The organism is Helicobacter sp. (genome assembly GCF_022770205.1).
Lineage (GTDB): Bacteria > Campylobacterota > Campylobacteria > Campylobacterales > Helicobacteraceae > Helicobacter_D.
The window spans coordinates 42791-61744 of sequence record NZ_JALEIK010000015.1 but is presented as its reverse complement, the minus strand read 5'-3'; the positions used below and the strand labels follow the sequence as shown (position 1 = coordinate 61744).

Here is an 18954-nt window from a genome sequence, read left to right as displayed (position 1 = left end):
TTGCGAATCCTTTGTAAATGTGAAATGGATTTTACACTCCATTCTTGAAACTCGCTGTCTTTATAGAGATAATGATAAAACCACAAGTCAAACTGCTCTTGTAAAAATGCCCTTGCATTTTTGTGGATAAAAAAATCTACTTCATTTTGCTTTTTATAGCTTGCAAAAAGCTTTTTTATGTGTGCTTCATCTAGGGGGAATTTATGTGCTTTTAGGGATTTTATAAAATCTTCGCTCAACTCGTTGCTATTTTCTTTAAACACAGCATTAAGATCGGGGAATAAATCCTTTTGACTTAAAACCTTGATATAAATGGTGGGTATAGAATCTTGTGTATCTGTGCTTGTTTGCTCGATTTTATCAAGTTTGAATATAAGCTTTCGCTTGGTATTATCGGCATTTTGCGTATATTCACTTGTATCAAAGTGGATTTGGGCTAGCTCGTTTTCATCGCTTAAAGTAAGGCTAGTATAAAGCGTATCACTTTTGACATAGTATAAGTCTTTTGTTTTATAAAAAAGGCTTGTATCCTTAGAATTAGTATAGACTTTTGCATAAATGTTTTTATACAGCGGCGTATCGTGGAAAAATGGCGTGCCTGTGTCGTTAAGATAGCTATCAAAGAAAGTGTAAAGCTTGTTGTAAATATCGTGTGAGTTAAAATCATCATTTGGGATAGCAGAATCTAAGTAGGCTTTTATGTGAGAGAAATACTGCTCTTTTAGCTTTAAGAGATTGCTAAAGCCACTTTGCGTATGTTGTGCTGCATTAGCGTTTTCATAGGCTTTTATCTTTGCACCAAGATAACATTCCTCTAATTTACTATAAAATGCCTTTTTGTAGTCCATATAAACTGCCTTGAAAAGTTTAAATTTCTTACAATCATAGCTCATTTAGTGTTTTAATTTCATAAATTTTGCATTTAATCCAATCTTCCTAGCGAATTGCGCGCATTGCATTTAATAATGCCAAAAGTGCCACGCCAACATCGCCAAAAAGTGCTATCCATAAATTTGCGATTCCAAATAAACCAAACACCATAATCGCTACTTTCACGCCCAAAGCAAAAACGATGTTTTGCCACAAAATCAAGCGTGTTTTGCGTGCAAGCCTTAAAACCAAAGGAATCTTTTTTAAATCATTGTGCATTATCACAATATCCGCCCCTTCTAAGGCCACATCACTGCCATTTCCCATTGCGATTCCAACATCACTAAGTGCTAAGGAAGGTGCATCATTAATTCCATCACCTACAAAAATCACCTTTTTACCAAGCACTCTATTACTTGCTAAAATCTGCTTTAAATGCGTTACCTTATCTGCGGGCAACAAGGGAGCAAAATAATTTGCGATTCCAACTTCTTGCGCCACTGCTTGCGTAACCTCAGCTCTATCGCCACTTAAAATAAACTTCTTAAGTCCATCTAGCTCCGTAACCACCGCTCTTGCTTCATCTTTTATCACATCTTCAAAGACAAAAGAAGCAATCACTTCTTTTCCTAAACTTAAAAAAATCTCACACTTTGCGCTTTTGGATTCCACAATTTGCTCTCCCGTCATCTCTGCAATAAAATGCGCATTACCTAGTGTTAAGTTTTGTCCTTGATAGCTTGCTAAGATTCCACCTCCAGCGCATTCTTTAATAGAATCCAAAGGAATGATTTCTGCGTTTTCTAAAGTGTTTAAAATTGCCTTTGCAATAGGATGATTAGAATGCGACTCTAAGGCAATGGCGAGCTTTAGAGCATAATCTTGCGTATAATCCCCTCTTGTTTGGACTTCCTTAAGTGTTAATGCACCTTTTGTAAGCGTGCCTGTTTTATCAAACACAATTGCCCCAACAGAATTTAATGCCTCTAAATAGCTTGAACCCTTGATTAAAATCCCCTCTTTTGATGCCCTTCCAAGTGCTGCAAAAAATGTCAGAGGAATTGAAATCACAAGTGCGCAAGGGCAAGAAACCACTAAAAAAATGATTCCGCGATAAATCCAAGTTTGCAATTCCTGTGTGAAACTCCCACCAAAAGCCCAAAAATAAAGCGGCGGAATAAAGGACACTAAGAAAGCCAAAAGCGTAACGATAGGCGTGTAATAGCGGGCAAATTTTGTAATAAATTCTTCGCTTTTACTCTTTTGCGCACTCCCCTCTGCAATCAGCCTTAAAACCTTATTAAATGCAGAATCCGCATAACTCTGTGTTGCTTGAATCTCTAAGATTCCGTCTAAATTTATACCTCCTGATAACACCTTATTGCCAACGCACACACTTTGTGGAATAGACTCACCACTAAGTGCTGAGTTATCCACACTCCCCTCACCCTTTAACACCACGCCATCTGCTAAAATTCTCTCCCCTGCAAACACGATTAAAACATCGCCTTTTTGCACACTCTCTGGGGCGATTTGCACCTGCTTGCCCCCCTGTAAAACCCTTGCACTCTCCACCTTTAAATCTCTAAGAGAGCGGATTTGCTTTTTAGATTTTTCAACAATCAAATGCTCTAAAAACTCTCCTATGCGATAAAAAAGCAAAATTGCCACCGCTTCAGCCCCTTCCCCGATATAAAACGCCCCTAAACTTGCAATTGCCATTAGACTATTTTCATTAAAATACTCACGCCTTAAAAACCCTAAAAATGCCTTTTTTAAGATTCCATATCCTAAGGCTAAATAACTTGCAATAAAAAGAAAAATCTGCAAAAACTCCGATAAATCTAAAAGCGCAAACTCACTAGCAAGCGCAATAAGGAATCCAAAAATCCCCACGCAAAATAGGGCTTTTTCAACATTTTTATTCACAGGTTTCACGCCACAACTACAACAGCATTCCATTCCGCCCACTTTACATCTCTTTAATATGTTCTAAGCCTTGATCTAGGATTTTTTCAATATGGTCATCATCAAGGCTATAAAACACTTCTTTACCAATTTTTTGATAACGCACAAGGCGCGCTTGCCTAAGGATTCTAAGCTGATGGGACACCGCACTAGCAGAGAGCTGCAAAAGATAAGAAATTGCATTCACGCAAAGTTTTTCTTCGCGCAAAAGAGATAGGATTCTAATCCTTGAAGAGTCTCCAAAAATTTTAAAAAACTCTGCTAAATCATAGAGTAACTCTTCTTTAGGAAGATTGCTTGCAATCTTACTTAAGGCTTGCTTTTTTGTTGCGTCAAATTCTGGCATCGTATATCCTTTGATTTTAGTTTGATTTAAATTGGATTCTAACTTTAAGTTGTTTTTAATGCTGTTTTAATGTTTTTGCTGTCGGCTTTAAAGTTCTTTTTATGTTATTTAGTGCGATTTAATTTTCCTTGATGGGCTTTTAGTTTTTTTGAATTTTACAGGCAAGAAAAGGCAACCTTGAATCGCAAGCGATTCCTTCCTTATTGCTTGTAAAATTCAAAAAAACTAAAAGCTTGGGACGGCAAAAGCTAAAGACTAAAATTAAACACTAAAAGTTGGAATCCAAAATTAACTCTTAATATATGAGCATTTGTTCATATATGATAATTTTAAATCTCTTAAAAAGAAATAAAACTTATGTACCTTTAAGCCTTATAATGTGTTAATGGATAAAAAAGAGAGTAGTAAATCTAGGCAAAAGCCTAGAAAATTCCAGAGATTTGATGAGAGATTTTATCTTCTAAAATTGGAATTGCCTCTTGAAGTGTTAAATTTAGCTTTGTAGCTTCAGCAAAAAGGCTTGTTTGTTGCTGGATATAGTTGCGTTCATAAACTTGACCGCCATAGCTTTGGATATTACTTTGCATTTGTCCGCCACCTTGTGTATTGCGAACATTTCCACTAAAACTATTTAAAAACCCTGCTCTTTGTTGATCGCTTACGCTTGCTAGCACTTTTCCATTAGTTTTTTGTCTAATGTTAATATCTACTTGCATTTGAAAAATCTTATCCTCTGTTAATTTTCCTAGCAAGCCACCAACTGCTGCCCCCGCTAGCCCACCTACAACACCTCCTGTTGCACTAGAGTGATTATACAAGCCTACTCCAGCACCAGCAGCCGCCCCTAAAACTGCCGCATCTTTTGCATTATTTTCTTGCTTAATATCGCAGTAAAGAATATTTGCCTGCAAAATAAAAGTTGCTTCATCAGGATTTTGGGTGATTTTGTAGCCTTTTTGTGAAAGTTTAGACTCTAAACTCTTCTGTAAATCAATCTGCGCTCCGCTTGTGTTTCTAACTGCCACATAAACAATCTTTTGCGCTGCACTCACAGGCTCCATAAACACACTTTGTGTCATTGTTGCCTTTGTCTGCAAAGTTGTCGTTACACAACCGCTAAACAACAAAACGCTAAAGATTCCAAACATTAACTTTTTCACAACATACTCCTTGCACAATTCGCAAAGATTCTAACCAAAATAAGATTAATTTAAAAACATCTCTTTTTTATGAAAACTAGATAAAATTTCAGCCCTAAAGGATTGAAATGAAAGAAGGCACTTGTAAAACTCTTGCGATTATCGGACTTGGATATGTTGGACTTCCCTTAGCGGTAGAATTTGGCAAAACTTATAAAGTGATAGGATTTGATATTTCTAAAAAGCGCATTGAGGAGCTAAAAAGTGGCTATGATTACACGCTAGAAGTAGATGCAGATGAGTTAAAAGCAGCAAAACATTTGCAATTTACAACACATTTAGACGACTTAAAAGAAGCACAAATCTACATCATAAGTGTCCCAACACCCATTGACAACTACAATAAGCCGGATTTAACACCGCTTAAAAACGCATCCATAAGCGTAGGGAGCGTGCTTAAAAGAGGCGATATTGTCATTTATGAAAGCACCGTGTATCCGGGCTGCACAGAGGAGGATTGCGTGCCAATTTTAGAGCGCAAGAGTGGATTGAAGTTTAATGTGGATTTCTTTTGTGGCTATTCACCAGAGCGCATTAATCCAGGAGATAAACAACACCGCCTTCCAAATATCAAAAAGGTAACTAGTGGTTCAACTCCAATTATCGCTGACGAAGTGGATGCGCTATACTCTAGCATTATCACTGCTGGCACGCATAAGGCTTCTAGCATTAAGGTTGCTGAGGCAGCGAAGGTGATTGAAAACTCCCAGCGCGACATTAACATCGCCTTTGTTAATGAACTTGCGTTAATTTTTGATAAACTTGGCATTGATACGCTTGATGTTTTAGAAGCTGCAGGGAGCAAGTGGAATTTCTTGCCATTTCGTCCGGGACTTGTTGGCGGGCATTGCATTGGTGTGGATCCCTACTATCTTACGCACAAAGCAGAATCGCTAGGCTATCACTCTCAAGTGATTTTAGCAGGGCGTCATATTAATGATAATATGGGCGTTGTGGTGGCAAATAAAGTGATTAAACTGATGGTGAAAAACTCCCATCAAATTGTTAAGGGCAAGGTTGCAATTCTTGGCATTACTTTTAAAGAAAACTGCCCAGATATTCGCAACTCACGCGTTGTGGATATTATTAAAGAACTCAAAGATTTTGAATGCCAAGTGGATGTGTATGACCCTTGGGCGGATACTAAAGAAGTTAAGCACGAGTATGGACTAACTTTGAGTGATTTTAATAAATTTAGTCTGCAAAACTATCAAGCCGTGATTTTAGCTGTTGCACACGATCAGTTTAAGACACTAGATTTTAGCAAGCGCGGAAAAGTCGTTGTGTATGATTTAAAAGGAATTTTGCCAAAAGAACAAGTTAGCGCAAGGCTTTAGAGCATTAGACTTTTGCCTCAAACACTAAGCTAGAGTGAGAGGCAATCTGCTCTATAAACGCTTCAATACTCTGCTCTAAATGCTTATTCACAGAATCTGCATCCTTAACTTCTAACTGCTCCACTTCTCCTGCAAAATATTCTTTTAGCACAGCCTTTTCCTCTGGCGTTAGCGATTCTATATCCCTATTTTGCTTAATTTTTGCAAGCAATTCCGCAGCCTTTTTACGTGCTTCCTCCTCCTCTTCCTCTGTGCTTTTGCCTTTCTTTTTTGGCTGCACCTTCATTTGCGCTTCTGCAAACATATCGGCAAGTTTATTTTCTTTTGCACTCAATTCTTTTTTGATAGCATCGCTAAAACTTCCTTGTGTTTGCTCTGCATAATCCTTTAAACCCACCTTGCCCTTTAAAGTCTTATCTGCACTAATAAACTCATTGACATAATCATCTAAGGTTTTAGAGAGAACAGAATCCTCACCCGCTTGGTAGCCCTGCACATTATAAACACCTGCACTTTTTCCAACAACTCCTTGTTTCTCACTACTTAAATCATAGGAATAGCCACTTGCAATCATCGCACGCTCTTTGCCTGAAAATTTACCATCCCCATTAATATCTGCCCTATCTGCTCCCATATTCTCTAAAAGCTCACTCAGCCAACCGCCTACATACGATTCTGCTTTACCGCTTAAACGCAACACCCCATCACTTCTTTGATAAAAATCATCTGCACTAAACTTCTCTCTTAAGCGCGCAATATTATCCTTTGTTAACATTAAATTGATACGCTCTTCATTAAGGCTAAACTGCACGATTCCATAGTTGTTTTTCTCATCTTGGTTTAGAAGTTTTACAGATTGTTTAATCCCAACATTTTTGTTTTGTAAATCCTGCTCTTCCTCAGCTTTAAGCATTGCTTCATCGCGACTTTTTGTCGCTAAATACACTTTGCTATACACATCAGCATTTGCGTTATTAATAAACATCATTCCTCCTTTATTGCCAAACCATAAAAACAGCTATAAGAATCTAACTTAGATTCTGCCCATGCCTCAACACCAAGGCTACCAATTAAAATCCCCACCAAAAAAATTTTCCTCATCATATACTTCTTAAAATTAAATTTTGTAGTGCAACTATTTTAGATTTTATAAAAACCAATACTTAATTTTTTATAAAACTATATAATTTTATTTTATAAATCCCAATCTTGTATCTTTTAGTAACAGATTCTACACTCCTTGCATTTGCAAGGGAAGTTCCCAAAGGGGCAGAAAAATTCCAAGCGCAAGCCATAACACAAGCACTCCAAGCACTAAAATCATTAAGGGTTCAATCGCTCCTAAAAGCACTTCTGAATGCGTTTGTCGTTCCTCCTGACACAGCTCTAGTAGCACTTCAAGGCTTTCTAAAAATCCCGCTTCATTATGTGTGCCACTTAAAAGTTGCACACCAAAGCCGTCAAACATCACACCAAGCGCATCTTTTAACTCCACGCCCTGTGAAATTCTGCTAAAGATTCCGCTTGCTTTGTGTTTAAAATACGCATTGTGTAACGCCTTGATAGAAATCTCTAAAACTTCTTGCAATGGGACTTTAGAGCGATACAGCCAAAAGAAGCTTAAAAGAAACTGCACCCTTTCAAAATCCTTTAGCACGCTGCCTAAAAACGGAATCTTTAAGAGCAGAAAATCAATGCGATACCTTAAGGATTCCATATTTTTATAAACCCAAAGGAATATTGCACAAAATAGGGCAAAAATACCCAAGCTAAAAAGCCCAAAATCAAGCACCACCCCACGCATAAAAAGCAAACTCCGACTCACAAAAGGCAGTTCTGTATCCACTCCACCAAATAGCACTTCAAATTGCGGCAACACAAAGAGCGTAATCCCTAAAAATACACACACCATTACACAAAAAACCACGCTAGGATAAAACATAACCTTTGTTAAGATTTTTTGATTTTTCTGCGTGTTTTTAAGACGCAAAATCACAAGCTCTACAGCTTCTAAGAGCAAATTTGTTTTTTGTCCAACCAAAAGCATCGCACAAATAAAATCTGAAAATCCCGCTTCCTTAAAGCTTTGCGCTAGATTTTTTCCAGAATTTAGCGCAAAAAGTGCCTTTTTAAAGCGTAGCCCTAGCATTTTATTTTTGCAGTGATTTTGGAGATTTTCTAACAAAATTTGCAAGGGCAAGCGTGCTTTTAAGCCTAATTTAAACTCATAAAATGCGCTTAAGTAATCCTTTGTGCTAATGTTTCTTTGCAATTCTAAAAGGCTTGATTTTGGCAGTATTTCTAGCACCCTAACGCCCTTTAGATTCCGTTCTAACTCCGCTTGTGAGCGTGCCTTAAACGCCTTTGTGTAAATTTTGCCTTGCAATTTGTATTTAACTAAAAAGCGCATTTTTTACCACGCGATACACTTCACATTCATCGGTAATTCCTAGTTTTACTAACTCTCTAGCCTTTTGTTCTAGCGTGAAATTTGGTGCAATGGAATCTAAAATTTCTAGCATTTTTGCTTTTTGGATTCTACCTTTTATAAAATTCTCTAAATCCCTAGAAGCGCACACCACCTCAACAATTGCAATCCGCCCAAAATAGCCTGTGTAATTGCATTTCACACAGCCTTTTGGCAGCCAAACTTCCCCTTCTTTTTGCTTACAATCACAGAGTTTCCTAAGCAATCTTTGCGCTAAAATTCCACTTAAGGCTTGCGTGATAAAATGCGCTTCCACACCCATATCTAGCAATCTTACAATGGAATCTAATGCGTCATTTGTGTGCAATGTCGCAAAGACTAAATGCCCTGTAAATGCCGCTTGAATGGCAAGCTGCAAACTCTCTTTATCCCGCACTTCGCCTAAACTTATCACATCAGGATCCTGCCTTAACACATTGCGCAACACACTTGCAAACTCCACCTCCTTGCTCATCGCCACTTGATTGATATGCTCCAAGCGGTATTCCACAGGGTATTCAAGCGTGATGATTTTTAGATTCCGCCCTTTTAAAAGATTTAAGATTCCATACATCGTTGTGCTTTTTCCACTGCCTGTTGGACCTGTGATTAAAATTAGCCCAAAAGGAAGCACGGATAAATTCTTAATCATCTCTAATTCTTGCTCCCCAAAGCCCAAAGATTCTAGCGGCATCAGCGTTTTATGCTTGTCTAAAATCCTAAGCACGATAGATTCTCCTTGCACCAAAGGAAGCGTTGAAACGCGAAAATCAAAGGTTCTTTGTAAATTATTATCATCTGTTAAGTTTAGACTAAAACGCCCATCTTGTGAAAGCTTGGACTCTGTTAAATTTAAATGCGCTAGAAGTTTTATGCTCGTGCTAAGTGGCGCAAACACCCACGATTCCAAGCAAAATCGCTCCACCAAAACCCCATCAATACGGAATCTAACACGCATATTTTGTAAATCTAGCTCAAAATGCACATCGCTTGCTCTCTCTAGCACAGCCCTTTGTAAGATAAAATGCACCAACTCCTGCACGCTAGATTTGCCACCATTTAAGCCTTTATCATTGGAATCTAATTTGATTTCTTGCTTGATTTTCTCTAGTAAATTTTGTAGCGTTTCTTTTTGCTCTACTTCTTGCAAATACTCTAAAAATTTGGATTCCGTAGTTTCTGTAAATTCCACTTCTAAGGGCTTAAAAAGGCTTTTTAAAGTGTCTTTATGCGGATTACTCTCTTGCTTTAGAAGTGCTAGTTTTAAGCATCCTCTATTGAAGCGTTCTTCGTTTAAGTATTCTTGGTTTTCCTCTAAAACCATTGCTCCAAAGTAACGCATTTGCGCACTATTTAAATGCTTCAAATTTTCTCTCCTCTGCGCATTTGCTCTAACAGCTCTAAAAGCCCTGTATCAGGGCGTTGCGCTAGGATTTTTTGCAACACTAACATTGCTTCATTTTTGTTTCCCTCTAAATACAAAGCCCTAGCAAAAATCTCCCAACTTGCAATGTTTTTAGGATTTTGCTGATTGATTTTTAAAGCAAGCGTTTTAGCCTTTGTATAATCTTGGTTAAAAATTGCAAGGCGCGCAAGCTGCAAATCATCTTCTTTTGGCGTTTTTTGCGTGCTTGTTAGCAAAATTTTAGCTTCTTTTTTAGACACAGAAGCATTTGCGAGCTTTGGCTTTTCCACCCTTTGATGAAGGCTTAAATACTTTGTAGAAACATAGCCACTAGCAAGGCGCAAAAATCCATTTTCTACACCAAAATATTCACACACTTTAGCGCCCTTTGACAAGGTCTGTAAGATTTGCGCTTGTGTGTTTGGGGCTTGCCTTACATTTAACGCATTTGCCTGCACATAAAAACAAATCTTTTCTTGCAAATTTTGCGCTTGTTTTGCCGTTTTGGATTCCAACATCAAAACCAACACCCCTAAACCCACACAAAACATAGCAATGCGCAACATCACTCCCCTCCTATTAGCGTGTATCCAAGTTTTGCCAAGCTTAACTCTTCTTCAATAATGCGTGGCGTGATGATAAACACCATCTCCTCTGTAAAAGCGCGTCGTGCGTGTAAGAAAACAGCGGCTTAATGAGTGGAATATCTCCAAAAAGCGGTATTTTATTACTCTCTTTAGTCATATTTTGCGCAATAAGCCCACCTAAAACCACCTTTTGATTATTCTTAACCTTCACAATGGAACTTAATTGATTTGTGGTAAGATTTGGTGGTGCATCAAACGCATTTGCAGCGATTTTTGTTTGTGCATCCTTTGTTTTTGTAATAGAAGGATTCACCTTAAGCATTATGGAATCCTCAAACACCAAAGGCGTAATATCAAGCAAAACGCCCGCAAAAATGCTAGGATACTCGTTGTTTGTATTTGTAAGCGTGGTTTGGGCGTTTGTATTTTGGTAAATGCTACTCTTTTTGTAGCGCAAAATATCACCCACACTGATTAATGCAGGCTGATTATTTAGCATTAGCACCTTAGGATTTGAGATAGATTGCACCTCACCATAACCCTTTAAAAACTCCACGATACGATTTAAACTAAGCCCCGCTGAAAAGATATTTAAACCATATTGCACAACCCTCCCTTCACTTCCACCAACAAGACTCAAACCACTTGTATTGCCCACCACATTCCCACCCTGCCCATTCCCGACAAATGTCGCACCATCACTAAAAGGTGGAATCGTAAGGTTTTGGAGATTGTAGAGAGAATCCCAGTTTATTCCCATTGTTTTAATATCACTATGACGCACGCTTAGAATTTGCACATCAATTAGCACTTGTTTTTGCAATCTTTTATGCAAAACTTCAATGTAGGATTCCACCTTTGCAAGCGACTTTTTATCGCCCTTTACACTAATTAGCCCAGCCCCCTTATTAATAATCACGCTTCCCTTATTTTCACTCATCCCAAGCAGTGCTAAAATCTCTGTGTGAATATGCTCCCAAAAGTTAAAGCCATCTTCACTTTTAATCCTAATCCCCGATTGACTAACCCCATCTTGTGAATTTTGATGCTCTTCGTTATTGATTGACACGGCGGTGTTGCTGATCCCTTGCCGATTTGTGCTAAGATAGTTGATTTTAAAAGTCTTAGTTTTTTGCGCATTTAAATGCAAGACATCTCTGCTAAAATCATAATGCAAATTTGCCGCACCAAGAAGTAAGTCTAAGATAAAATTTAAATCCTTATCCTTAATATTAACCATTGATAACTTTTGCTCTAAATGCGATTCCACCTCTGCTTCATTCCACACCACGCTAAAATGGCAAACATTTGAAAACTCACTTAAAATCTCCTGCACACTCGCTACATATTCTTGTATGCTAAGATTAAACACGCGATTTTTACACGCCCAAAGCTCCCCACCAAACACACAGAGAAAAATTACCAAAAACCACTTCACTTTAAACCGCCTCACTTTTGCCTGCCTTCTTTGATGAATTTAGGCTTATCCTTGCAAAGTTTTTGTCGCATTTTAGATTCCATATTTTCTACAACCACACAAGAATTTTGCAACTCTATAAGCTTGAAATTTACATTTTCTAGCACAGAATTTGTGTGCGTAAAGCTTGCATTAAGCCCCACCCACTGCCCATTAATGTTTGCCTTAGTGTGCAAAATTCCATAAAGCTTTAACTCCTTTTTAAGCTCCCTATCCCCATAATAAAATGGGTCGCTAGAGAGCATTTGAGCTAGCAAAATTATCACAAAATAGCGCATTAATCCCCTTGTATTTGCAAAGCTACATACAGCATTAAATCCCTTAAAGCTTGGTTTGGATAAAGCTGCATTGCAAAAAGTGAGAGTTTAGGCTGATTTTGCAAAGATTCTAAAAAATTAAGCATAGAAGGATATTTCCCCCTTGCCTCTAGGTAAATTGCCCCATTTTCTTGTGCGATTTTCACACCATAGAATTTATTAACATCTGTTAATTCTTTTAAAAAATACACGCTAAATTTCTCTAATGATAGCCTTTTGCGCTCCTCTTGTGTTGCAATTTTTTTCTCCATTAAAGCAATTTCTTTATGGATTGTTTCTGCGTCTTGCATATTTAAATTTTTCTGCGCCACAACCGCATTTTGTAAGGCAAGCAAGGATTGATTTAACTCCGCATTTAACGCCTTTTTCTGTGCAATTGCACTGCCATCAAACAACACCACAACAACAAGCGCAAATCCTAGCATAAAAAGTAACACAAAAAGTAACACCATCTCGCGCATTGAGCGCAGTTGTAAAAAAGATTCCATTTGCAAGCTAAAGCCCTTCATCGCTCAACCTCCCATCCTTTAATTTCCCACTTGTAAGTCTCCAATCTTTGAATCTCCCATTGAATTTCACTCCACAAAAATGCGCCATACTCCCGCATCACTCGCACTTTTCCTAAGGATTGCTTTTCTATTGCTTCTAAAATTTTTAGAGCGTTTTTTCCTATCAAAAGTAGCGTTACACTCTCTTTTTCTAGCCCAAAATATGCGATTTTGACATCAAAATTTTCTAAATGTGGATAAAGCACCCTAAAAAATTGCGCCACTTGAAAATCCGCCTTACCAAAACTCTTTAGCGATTCTAAATTTGCCTGATACACCGCTTGTAAATTTTGTAATTTTTCTTGCAAGTTTATTAGTGTATCTTGCGCTTGTGAGCGACTTTTTCCTAGCATTTGAAGTTCATTTTGTAGTGCATTAATTTGTGCGTTTAAAACTTGACTTTTTCTTTGTTCTAGCAATTCTAAAAAGGCTAAAACTCCCACTATCAAAAGCCCTAGCATAATCCCAAAGACAAAGCAACTAACAGCCACTCCCAAGCGCGTTTTTAGAAACGCAGGGGATTTCTCTAAAGGATTAAAATTACAGGACTCTAACAACTCTATGTTTTCTAAATTTTGCACAATGCTACGGCATAAGAAATTTAGATTCCAACTTTTTTAGCTTTTCGTTTTCAAGGGAAGCAATCTCCCCTACTTCCCACAACCAAAACATATCTAAACCCAATAATTCCAACTTTTCACACACTTTATCCAAATTCTCTAGCGTATAAAAATCCACAATATTTTGCTCTTTAAATCCTACAAAAACCCAATTTAAATTCCAATCTTTTATCAAAGCATAACCTTCTTTAACAAACTGCGCACACAAAAAGCAAGGATGGCTTAAATACTCTGTCGCATTGCTCACATAGCTTGCTAAAACTTCTTTGTCCAAAAGCACACAATGGTAAGCATTCCCACTATCAGACAAGCTATAACGCAAAAAATATTCCTGCTCTCTTGGCAAATTTAACACCAAGCAAATTTTTGCTTCTAAAAAGTCGCACAAATTCTCATTATTTATTTGATTTTGCATTTCTTTTTCGTCTAAAAACAGCGTGTAGAATATTATGCAATCGCTTTTAAAGCATTTCAAAATTTGATTCCTAAATTTTGATTTTAAAACTTAAACTTAACACAAATTAAAATAAATTTTACTTTTCAATCATAAGTGTATATAATTTTTTATGAAAGCCTTTGCACTCTTAGAATTTTTAGTTTTTATGGCAGTTTTAAGCGTTATTATTGTTGCGATTTTAGGAAATTTTAAGCAAAATTTTAGTGAAAATTCACAAAGCACACAGGATTTTTCCTATGAATTTGTAACATTTTGTAACAAAATAACTCCAAATTGCATTTTGGATTCCAACATCCCAACACCTTCACCACTCTTTGAAGTCAATACCACAGAGCCTTCTTTCAAGGACAATTAATGTTTAAAAACGCTTTCACACTCTTAGAAGTTTTACTTGCTTTAATTTTACTAGGAATTTTTGGAATTTTTAGCACAAAATTAATCTTAGGAGTCTATCAAAATTACAATATAAAAAACAAAAATTTTCAAAAACAATTAGAAGCACAAAATGCTCTTTTACAAATTAAACGCCTGCTTGAAAACGCCCATTTAGCAAGCCTTCAAATCCTTCCTAACGCACAAATCTCCACAACACCAACAAATCTGATGGGAAAATCTCTCATCTTTTATGAAAAACTAGAGCATTTTGCGCCACAAGGAGATTTTGCAATTCCGTGTTTTCACGGCGTTTTTAACCCAAAAAGTCTAAAGATTACAAACAATACCCTAAGCCTAGATTTTTTAAACCCTCCCCCACAAAAGCCTGCCCCTTTAACCTCCCAAAAACCGCCCTTATCATCACTGATAATTTTATCGCCCCGCAAGACTTTTATAACCCAAATTTTCAAGGCAGAATTTTAGCCTTCAACGCAAATTCTATAACACTAGAATTGCCCAACGCATTAAGATTCCAACCACTAATAAAAATTTCTCCCAAGCTTTATTTTCTAAATCCTCCCACGCTTTTGCACTTTCACAATGCCATTGTTTTAGAACAAAATGGAATCCAAATTACACTTTTAGAAAACCTAAGCCACTTTAGCATAAAATCCCACGATTTAGGGCTTTATATACGCCTTTGTTTGCAAAAGGATTCTTATTGCGCTAGTAGCGTGATTGTGGAGTTATGATGCAAAAGGGAATTGTTTTGCTTCCTTTAATTCTCTTTGCAATCTTAGGCGCATTTGTGCTAATCCTTGCTACAAAACTTGAGCAAAAATCCCACACGCTAGAGCATTTAAACCCACACATTTTATGGCTTGATTTGCATTTAGTAAGCGTCAAAGAAAACTTAAAAATTGCATTAAAAAACAAAACTTTAACACCCATTAATTTTACAAAATTTACATTGCAAATTGGGGATTATCACTACATTGCCATCTTAAAACAACTCACCCCCACACTTCAAACAGCACAATCCCAAACCCTAGCCTATTATTTTGTAGATGTTTTTGGAATCTACAACGACTCTAGTAAAGCAGTTTTGCAAGAATTTTCCACAAGGCGCAGCTTCATTTTAGCCCTACCCTTAGAACACCCCCACATAAAACCTTAACCCAAAGTTTTACACAAATATGCTACAATCTCTGTTTTTAAATCCAAGGGAAGGAAATAAATTTGTGATTTTAAGCCACGAGATTCCGCAAGGTTGCAAGCTTTACTTTGGCAAAAGTGCGCAACTAAAGCGCGAAATTGAAGCCTTTGCTAGTGCGATTTTGCAGAAAAATGGGTATCAAGAGATTATCACGCCGACTTTTGCATATTTAGAGCATCAGCGCGACATAAAAAGCAGGGAAGTTGTGCGCACTAATAATCAATACAATCATCAAATTGCATTGCGCAACGATTCTACCATTGACACAATCCGTCTTTTAGCACCACATTTGCGCGAAAATACCAAAAATAAGCGTTGGTTTTATATCCAACCCATTTTCATCTATCCCACAACAGAAATCCATCAAATCGGCGTGGAAAATTTAGAAAATTGCAACATTGCACCTTTCATTACAATGTCTTTAGAAATTTTGGATTCCAACTTTTTAGCAAACACGCCTTTAAAGCCCCATTTGCAACTTGCAAATGTCCGTATTCCACAAATTTGCGCAGAGATTTTTAAGATTCCACTTATTGCGTTTAAAAACATTGATGTAGAAGCCATCACAAAGGCTAATCCCATTATGCAAGAACTCTTATGCGTGCACAATCAACAATCCTTGCAAGAGTTTTTACAACGCAATAGCACGCTAGAGCGGAATCTAAAATACGCCCTAGAGCAACTCTTAGGGCTTGCAAAAGAAATTCCCTATGCAAATTGCACCATCTCACCTTTATATTGCGCACCAATGCACTATTATACAGGACTATTTTTCAGGTTTTTTGCAGAAAATTCCACACTAATTTTAGGCGGAGAATACACAATTTTAGAACAAAACGCTTGTGGTTTTGGAATCTACACAGATGATTTCATTCAATATTTATTAAGGAGCGATGGTTGAGCAAGGCAGATTTGATTGTGGGAATCCAATGGGGAGATGAAGGCAAAGGTAAAATGGTGGATTTGTTAGCACGCAATTATGATTTTGTCGTGCGCTATCAAGGCGGACATAATGCAGGACACACAATCGTTGTTGATGGACAAAAATATGCCTTGCATTTAATCCCATCTGGAATCCTTTATCCTAGCTGTAAAAATATCATCGGTAATGGTGTGGTGATTAGTCCAAAGGCACTCATTGCTGAAATGGCACAATTTGAAAATCTACACGGAGGGCTTAAAAACAGATTATTCATTAGCACAAAAGCACATTTAATTCTTTCTTATCACGAATTACTAGATAAACTTAGCGAAGAGAAAGCTAAAGTTGCTATTGGCACAACAGGTAAGGGGATTGGACCAGCATACACCGATAAAGTCGCACGCAATGGAATCCGCATTGAAGAACTAAAAGACACGCAATCTCTAGCACAAAAAGTCTTTGATAAACTCCAAACCCTAAACACAAAAGAAAATGCGATTCCAACTTTTAGCCTTGACTCTATTAAAACCGAGCTAGATTCCTATGCGAAGGCACTTTTACCCTATCTTACAAACACCACAGCAATGCTATGGAAGGCAATGGATAATGATGAAAAAATTCTATGCGAAGGAGCGCAAGGCAGTATGCTTGATATTGACTTTGGGACTTACCCTTTTGTAACAAGCTCCACCACAACAGCAGCAGGGGCTTGTAATGGAACAGGAATCCCCCCAAACGCACTAGGCAAAGTGATTGGCATTACAAAAGCTTATTGCACGCGTGTGGGTAATGGACCATTTCCCACTGAAGAGTTAGGCGAAGTTGGCGAAACTTTGCGCACAAAAGGTGGTGAGTTTGGTGTAACAACAGGGCGCGCTAGGCGTTGTGGTTGGCTTGATGCAATGGCAGTGAAATATGCTTGTCGCATTAATGGTGTAAGCACGCTTGCGATGATGAAACTTGATGTGCTAGATGGCTTTGAAGCCATCCAAGTGTGCACAGGCTATAAAGACAGCAAGGGAGAGATTTTAGAAGATTTTCCAAGCGATTTAGCGCAAGTTACACCGCTTTATACAAGCTTTAAAGGCTGGGATAAAACCGCTAGCGTTAGAGAATTTTCCGCTTTACCACAAACCGCACAAGAGTATATTTTGTCTTTAGAAGAATTTATCGGCGTGAAAATCACTATGATTTCCACAAGTCCTGATAGAAACGATACGATTTTTAGAGTATGAAAACAAAATTCACACAACTTGTGCTTTTGTGTAAAAGAAAAGTTGAGGAAGTAGAATTAATGCTCCAAAAAAACACACAACAAATTCTGGCAAAACAAGGTGAGATTGATGCACTTGTAGCAGAATTTGCCACGCTAAAAGAGCCACAAAGTGGAATCTATCAAGCCTTTTTAACTTTTGCGCACCACAAAGAAGAATATCGCTCTAGCATTGATTTTAAAATGCAAGAATTGGCAGCATTAAAACAACAAAAAAGGGAGCTACAAGAACATTTTAAACTCCAAAATGTAGAATACGAAAAAGCAAAATATTTAGATGGCTTGGAAGTTAAAAAATTGCTTGAAAAAGCACGCATTCAAGAAAGCAAAGATTTAGATGAAATCTCTGTGATACTCCACGCAAACAACAAACACGAAAGGAATCCACAATGAAACGCTTTTATTCTCTTATCCTAAGCACGCTTGCCCCCTTTTGCCTTAGCGCAAATGAAGGCAATAGAGTCATTGATTGTAATATCATTTTTGAACAGCGCAAAGGCGAGATTTTAAGAGAGCTTGAAAAAATTGATGAGCAACAACAAGCCTTGCAAGCCTTGCAGAGTGCGACACAAAATGTTCTAGACCAAAAAGAACAAGACCTTAAAAAACGCGAACTTGCCATCGCTCAAACCCAAGAAGAAATAAAAGAAAGCCAAGAAAAAATTGAACGCTTATTAAAACGCAATGAAGACATTCTAAAAGAGATAAAAGGCATCACGCAAAGCAAAATTGGCGAAACTTACGCCACAATGAAGGATTCCAAATCCGCAGCAATTTTGCAGAGCTTATCTGATGATGAAGCTGCTACAATCCTTTTTGCGCTAGACACAAAAATCACAAGCAAGATTCTCTCTAAAATGGAGCCCCAAAAAGCAGCCACACTGACAACACTTTTGCAAAAAGGTCCTCCTTTTAAAAAGGATTCTACAGATGCAACAAACTAGACGCTCCTTCTTTGACACTATATCGCGCTAAAACCAACACAAAGCAACTTAAGATGCGCCAGCATTTTATTCTCCAGCCCATAATATTTTCATAAATTATAACTTAAATTCAGCTACATTTAATAAAGTTAAGTTATAATTGCGCCTTTATTCCAAAAGATTTTTGGACTTTTTAGCAATACACTTTAGAAAAGGCAATGCAATGAATAGCACCAAAATGGCAAAAGCCAACGAAATTAAACGCGAATGGATTGTTCTAGATGCAAAAGATAAGACATTTGGTCGTCTTATCACAGAGATTGCAACACTCCTTAGAGGAAAGCACAAGCCCCTTTACACACCAAATGTAGATTGCGGGGACTTTGTGATTGTGATTAACGCACCAAAAGCTAAATTTAGCGGTATGAAATTAGAAGATAAAGAATATTTCACGCATTCGGGGTATTTTGGAAGCACAAAATCTAAAACACTCAAAGAAATGCTAGAAAAACATCCTGAAAAGCTTTATAAGTTAGCAGTTAGAGGTATGCTCCCAAAGACAAAATTAGGACGCGCAATGCTTAAAAAATTAAAAGTTTATTGTGATGCAAATCATCCACACAGCGCACAAGTTTCAAAGTAAGGAT

General features: G+C 37.5%; 22 protein-coding genes and 1 pseudogene. 10 read left to right on the top strand and 13 right to left on the bottom strand.

All coding sequences use genetic code 11. The features are described 5' to 3' along the window. The 4 genes and pseudogenes from MRZ19_RS02605 to MRZ19_RS02590 form a co-directional block, all read right to left on the bottom strand. A pseudogene (locus MRZ19_RS02605) lies at positions 1-848 on the bottom strand (site-specific DNA-methyltransferase); the annotation flags it as partial. 88 nt (positions 849-936) lie between these two features. Beyond that, positions 937-2832, bottom strand: coding sequence for a heavy metal translocating P-type ATPase (locus MRZ19_RS02600; RefSeq protein ID WP_291030025.1), 1896 nt, complete (start codon positions 2830-2832; stop codon positions 937-939). Positions 2833-2842: 10 nt separating this feature from the next. Then, entirely contained in the window at positions 2843-3184 is a 342-nt protein-coding gene (locus tag MRZ19_RS02595) for a metalloregulator ArsR/SmtB family transcription factor (RefSeq protein ID WP_291030023.1), read from the bottom strand. A gap of 422 nt (positions 3185-3606) precedes the next feature. Next, the gene (locus MRZ19_RS02590) at positions 3607-4332 is read right to left on the bottom strand and encodes a complement resistance protein TraT (protein WP_291030035.1); all 726 of its coding nucleotides are present in this window, start codon (positions 4330-4332) and stop codon (positions 3607-3609) included. A 119-nt stretch (positions 4333-4451) separates the two neighbouring features. Here MRZ19_RS02590 and tviB point away from each other — a divergent pair, with 119 nt between their 5' ends. Further along, on the top strand, positions 4452-5720 hold the full coding sequence (gene tviB, locus MRZ19_RS02585; protein ID WP_291030021.1) for a Vi polysaccharide biosynthesis UDP-N-acetylglucosamine C-6 dehydrogenase TviB: 1269 nt from the start codon (positions 4452-4454) through the stop codon (positions 5718-5720). A gap of 4 nt (positions 5721-5724) precedes the next feature. Here the strand turns inward: tviB and MRZ19_RS02580 are convergent, their stop codons facing one another. From MRZ19_RS02580 to MRZ19_RS02540, 9 genes are all read right to left on the bottom strand, one after another. Then, on the bottom strand, positions 5725-6708 hold the full coding sequence (locus tag MRZ19_RS02580; protein ID WP_291030019.1) for a hypothetical protein: 984 nt from the start codon (positions 6706-6708) through the stop codon (positions 5725-5727). A 243-nt stretch (positions 6709-6951) separates the two neighbouring features. After that, the gene (locus MRZ19_RS02575) at positions 6952-8130 is read right to left on the bottom strand and encodes a type II secretion system F family protein (protein ID WP_291030017.1); all 1179 of its coding nucleotides are present in this window, start codon (positions 8128-8130) and stop codon (positions 6952-6954) included. Continuing rightward, the gene (locus tag MRZ19_RS02570; RefSeq protein ID WP_291030015.1) at positions 8114-9553 is read right to left on the bottom strand and encodes a GspE/PulE family protein; all 1440 of its coding nucleotides are present in this window, start codon (positions 9551-9553) and stop codon (positions 8114-8116) included. Before MRZ19_RS02570 ends, MRZ19_RS02575 begins: the two co-directional genes overlap by 17 nt. Further along, positions 9550-10158 (bottom strand): SH3 domain-containing protein, encoded by a 609-nt coding sequence (locus MRZ19_RS02565; protein ID WP_291030033.1) that lies wholly within the window; start codon positions 10156-10158, stop codon positions 9550-9552. Before MRZ19_RS02565 ends, MRZ19_RS02570 begins: the two co-directional genes overlap by 4 nt. 40 nt (positions 10159-10198) lie before the next feature. Further along, a complete protein-coding gene (locus MRZ19_RS02560; RefSeq protein WP_291030013.1) occupies positions 10199-11617 on the bottom strand; it encodes a pilus (MSHA type) biogenesis protein MshL in 1419 nt (472 codons plus the stop codon). 11 nt (positions 11618-11628) lie between these two features. Continuing rightward, entirely contained in the window at positions 11629-11934 is a 306-nt protein-coding gene (locus MRZ19_RS02555) for a hypothetical protein (RefSeq protein WP_291030011.1), read from the bottom strand. Continuing rightward, positions 11934-12482, bottom strand: a complete 549-nt coding sequence (locus MRZ19_RS02550; RefSeq protein WP_291030009.1) for a hypothetical protein — start codon at positions 12480-12482, stop codon at positions 11934-11936. Before MRZ19_RS02550 ends, MRZ19_RS02555 begins: the two co-directional genes overlap by 1 nt. Beyond that, positions 12479-13102 (bottom strand): hypothetical protein, encoded by a 624-nt coding sequence (locus MRZ19_RS02545; protein ID WP_291030007.1) that lies wholly within the window; start codon positions 13100-13102, stop codon positions 12479-12481. The genes MRZ19_RS02550 and MRZ19_RS02545 overlap by 4 nt, the downstream gene beginning before the upstream one ends. 4 nt (positions 13103-13106) lie before the next feature. Further along, a complete protein-coding gene (locus MRZ19_RS02540; protein WP_291030005.1) occupies positions 13107-13616 on the bottom strand; it encodes a hypothetical protein in 510 nt (169 codons plus the stop codon). Between the two features lie 91 nt (positions 13617-13707). Between MRZ19_RS02540 and MRZ19_RS02535 the strand changes: the two genes are divergently transcribed. The 9 genes from MRZ19_RS02535 (at position 13708) to rplM (ending at position 18950) form a co-directional block, all read left to right on the top strand. Continuing rightward, positions 13708-13953: a hypothetical protein gene (locus MRZ19_RS02535; RefSeq protein WP_291030003.1), complete on the top strand. Its 246-nt coding sequence runs from the start codon at positions 13708-13710 to the stop codon at positions 13951-13953. Further along, the gene (locus MRZ19_RS02530; protein ID WP_291030001.1) at positions 13953-14456 is read left to right on the top strand and encodes a prepilin-type N-terminal cleavage/methylation domain-containing protein; all 504 of its coding nucleotides are present in this window, start codon (positions 13953-13955) and stop codon (positions 14454-14456) included. The genes MRZ19_RS02535 and MRZ19_RS02530 overlap by 1 nt, the downstream gene beginning before the upstream one ends. A gap of 29 nt (positions 14457-14485) precedes the next feature. Beyond that, positions 14486-14725 carry a hypothetical protein gene (locus tag MRZ19_RS02525; RefSeq protein WP_291029999.1) on the top strand — a complete coding sequence of 80 codons (240 nt, stop codon included), beginning with the start codon at positions 14486-14488 and terminating at the stop codon, positions 14723-14725. A 17-nt stretch (positions 14726-14742) separates the two neighbouring features. Next, on the top strand, positions 14743-15150 hold the full coding sequence (locus MRZ19_RS02520; RefSeq protein ID WP_291029997.1) for a hypothetical protein: 408 nt from the start codon (positions 14743-14745) through the stop codon (positions 15148-15150). 64 nt (positions 15151-15214) lie between these two features. Then, positions 15215-16090, top strand: a complete 876-nt coding sequence (locus MRZ19_RS02515) for an ATP phosphoribosyltransferase regulatory subunit (protein WP_291029995.1) — start codon at positions 15215-15217, stop codon at positions 16088-16090. Next, on the top strand, positions 16087-17346 hold the full coding sequence (locus MRZ19_RS02510; protein ID WP_291029993.1) for an adenylosuccinate synthase: 1260 nt from the start codon (positions 16087-16089) through the stop codon (positions 17344-17346). Before MRZ19_RS02515 ends, MRZ19_RS02510 begins: the two co-directional genes overlap by 4 nt. Continuing rightward, positions 17343-17777: a flagellar export protein FliJ gene (locus MRZ19_RS02505; protein WP_291029991.1), complete on the top strand. Its 435-nt coding sequence runs from the start codon at positions 17343-17345 to the stop codon at positions 17775-17777. Before MRZ19_RS02510 ends, MRZ19_RS02505 begins: the two co-directional genes overlap by 4 nt. Further along, entirely contained in the window at positions 17774-18328 is a 555-nt protein-coding gene (locus MRZ19_RS02500; protein ID WP_291029989.1) for a MotE family protein, read from the top strand. The genes MRZ19_RS02505 and MRZ19_RS02500 overlap by 4 nt, the downstream gene beginning before the upstream one ends. A gap of 202 nt (positions 18329-18530) precedes the next feature. After that, positions 18531-18950, top strand: a complete 420-nt coding sequence (rplM, locus tag MRZ19_RS02495) for a 50S ribosomal protein L13 (RefSeq protein WP_291029987.1) — start codon at positions 18531-18533, stop codon at positions 18948-18950. Positions 18951-18954 lie beyond the last annotated feature (4 nt).

Coding starts and splice junctions, on each gene's coding strand:
- MRZ19_RS02505 (WP_291029991.1), top strand. CDS start 17,343: ATGAAAACAAAATTCACACAACTTGTGCTTTTGTGTAAAAGAAAAGTT.
- MRZ19_RS02600 (WP_291030025.1), bottom strand. CDS start 2,832: ATGGAATGCTGTTGTAGTTGTGGCGTGAAACCTGTGAATAAAAATGTT.
- MRZ19_RS02530 (WP_291030001.1), top strand. CDS start 13,953: ATGTTTAAAAACGCTTTCACACTCTTAGAAGTTTTACTTGCTTTAATT.
- MRZ19_RS02555 (WP_291030011.1), bottom strand. CDS start 11,934: ATGCGCTATTTTGTGATAATTTTGCTAGCTCAAATGCTCTCTAGCGAC.
- MRZ19_RS02590 (WP_291030035.1), bottom strand. CDS start 4,332: ATGTTTGGAATCTTTAGCGTTTTGTTGTTTAGCGGTTGTGTAACGACA.
- tviB (WP_291030021.1), top strand. CDS start 4,452: ATGAAAGAAGGCACTTGTAAAACTCTTGCGATTATCGGACTTGGATAT.
- MRZ19_RS02550 (WP_291030009.1), bottom strand. CDS start 12,482: ATGAAGGGCTTTAGCTTGCAAATGGAATCTTTTTTACAACTGCGCTCA.
- MRZ19_RS02500 (WP_291029989.1), top strand. CDS start 17,774: ATGAAACGCTTTTATTCTCTTATCCTAAGCACGCTTGCCCCCTTTTGC.
- MRZ19_RS02565 (WP_291030033.1), bottom strand. CDS start 10,158: ATGTTGCGCATTGCTATGTTTTGTGTGGGTTTAGGGGTGTTGGTTTTG.
- rplM (WP_291029987.1), top strand. CDS start 18,531: ATGAATAGCACCAAAATGGCAAAAGCCAACGAAATTAAACGCGAATGG.
- MRZ19_RS02595 (WP_291030023.1), bottom strand. CDS start 3,184: ATGCCAGAATTTGACGCAACAAAAAAGCAAGCCTTAAGTAAGATTGCA.
- MRZ19_RS02580 (WP_291030019.1), bottom strand. CDS start 6,708: ATGATGTTTATTAATAACGCAAATGCTGATGTGTATAGCAAAGTGTAT.
- MRZ19_RS02575 (WP_291030017.1), bottom strand. CDS start 8,130: ATGCGCTTTTTAGTTAAATACAAATTGCAAGGCAAAATTTACACAAAG.
- MRZ19_RS02535 (WP_291030003.1), top strand. CDS start 13,708: ATGAAAGCCTTTGCACTCTTAGAATTTTTAGTTTTTATGGCAGTTTTA.